Raw genomic sequence first — 1237 nt, forward strand, 5'->3', positions numbered from 1 at the left:
GTCGAAAAGCGGCATGAAGCCGGCGGTGATCTGGTGCGTCGCTGCCATGCCTATTCGTCCTCCAGCGGCCCGAGCAGTCCGGCGGCGGTCACCAGGCTCTGGGCGATGTCGCTGATCTTGCGGTTCTGGTTCATCGCCGTCTTGCGCAGCAGCGTGTAGGCCGCCTCCTCGCTGAGACCCCGCGATTTCATCAATATGCCTTTGGCGCGATCGATGACCTTGCGGCTCTCCAGCTCGCTGCGGGCCTCCTCCAGTTCGCGCGCCATGCGCGAGAAGGCGTTGAAGCGGCTCACCGCCATGTCGAGGATCGGCTTGACCCGCTCTTGCCTGAGACCGTCGACGACATAGGCCGACACGCCGGCATCGACCGCCGCCTCGATCGAGGCCTGGTCGGAACGGTCGACGAACATGGCGATCGGCCTCTTCACCGCGCGCGACAGCTGGAACATGTTTTCGAGCATGTCGCGGTTGGGGTTTTCGAGATCGATGACGATGACGTCCGGTTCGATCTCGGCAATGCGCCGCGCGATGCCGGCGACATCATGGATGACCGTCACCCGCTCATGCCCGGCCTCCCGCAGCCCGGCCTCAATAATCGAGGCGCGGATGCGGTTTTCGTCGATCACAAGAACGGCGAGCGAGGAACGGACCATCGCTCCAATATGTCGAAGCGGGGGGATTGTGCAATGCGGGATGGCGAGCCGCCATGCCTTGGCAGGCCTATGGAGGCGGACGCTGGAAATGGACAGCTGTGATTTTGGAGGCATCGAAACAAACGTTTCGCGTGGTTTTTTGTTAGCCGCATCTACAAGTTGCGTGCGCCGATCGAACTCCCCTTGCGCGCGCAGATAGGTCGCGCCATGAGTGCTTTGGGGGAAATCTCAAATGAAGCTGAGCGTTGGTGGCCGCTATTTCTGTTTTCTGGCTGCGCGTCGGTAGTGCGCGGAGCTACAGAGAAGTCTCTGTAAATTCAGAACCGTCGGACGCGGGGATAAGAACGTCTGTAGGGCATTCATGCCCCCTTTTCTCCGTGCACCGTCGAAGTAAGTCGAAAAGAAGGTTTTGCGGCCTTTGAATGGGCAGCAATAGGATCGAATCGAACCTTCCTTTCGACTGTTGTTGTTCGCGGACGACGCCTTAGTTCGCTATAGCCACGATAAATCGCTTCGCTAACGCGTCGCTAGCGAAGCGCCCGATCTCTTCGTAATCGGGGCGATCTTCTGCAATATCTGGAGAC

1 protein-coding gene is annotated in these 1237 nt (G+C 59.6%); it reads right to left on the bottom strand.

Translation table 11 applies throughout. The features are described 5' to 3' along the window. Positions 1 to 50: 50 nt before the first annotated feature. Positions 51 to 653, bottom strand: coding sequence for an ANTAR domain-containing response regulator (locus EN745_RS34915; protein ID WP_006325302.1), 603 nt, complete (start codon positions 651 to 653; stop codon positions 51 to 53). Between the last annotated feature and the right edge of the window lie 584 nt (positions 654 to 1237).

The sequence above is a fragment of the Mesorhizobium sp. M4A.F.Ca.ET.022.05.2.1 genome (genome assembly GCF_003998845.1).
Classification (GTDB): Bacteria; Pseudomonadota; Alphaproteobacteria; order Rhizobiales; family Rhizobiaceae; genus Mesorhizobium.